We start from the raw sequence: 693 nt of genomic DNA, 5'->3' as shown, positions 1-693 counted from the left end.
ATTTTAGTTCGTATATTTTTACCTTTAAAAATTACAAAACTGAAAAAGAACAGACTTTAAAGGTCTATCCTTTTTTAAATGATTGAAACAAGTTTTTTCTTATCTTGATAAAGTTAAAACAAAGTTAAATTTTATTACACGATATTTCGATTATTTATATTAGTCAAAGATAGTTATTTTGATTGAAATTCAAAATTTTATACCTTATGATTTGAGCATAACGACTACGCTCTCACTCCCTTTTAAGTAGACCATTTCCGGTATCGGGGTATTTTTGAGTAAAAACTTCATCTAAGACAAAGTTCATAAGTCGTAATCATACTCGAATTGGTATGGTATTTTTTATGTAAAAATTTACGGGAAAAGATTGATTACACCACCTTAGGATAGCATAATAATATATGTAAGTTAATTAACAACTTACAAGTTTTGTGTAGGGAGGTGAAAGCCTTATGCAAGAGATAATAAAAATGCTCCTAGAGCATCCAGTATTTGCGGTACTGGCTATTCCAGGAACATTAAAACAACTTAGAATGTGGCATCTCGGTTACCTAGACCGAAAGCCAAACAACAAAGATTAAATTATCTGGAGCCTTTTGGCTCCTCCTTACACTTGAAGTATATAATAAATTTTGGAGGTTTTCAAATATGACAGGTCAAATGTATTTATCATTATTTATATTAAGCCTACCA

1 pseudogene is annotated in these 693 nt (G+C 29.9%); it reads left to right on the top strand.

The annotated features are described in order from the left end of the window. Nucleotides 1-429 precede the first annotated feature (429 nt). Nucleotides 430-581: pseudogene (locus tag CD118_RS11785) on the top strand (hypothetical protein). The last annotated feature ends 112 nt before the right edge of the window (nucleotides 582-693 follow it).

The sequence above is a fragment of the Staphylococcus coagulans genome, assembly GCF_002901995.1.
GTDB lineage: Bacteria > Bacillota > Bacilli > Staphylococcales > Staphylococcaceae > Staphylococcus > Staphylococcus coagulans.
Note: the sequence above shows the minus strand (reverse complement) of the source record. Positions and strands in the feature narration are given on the sequence as shown.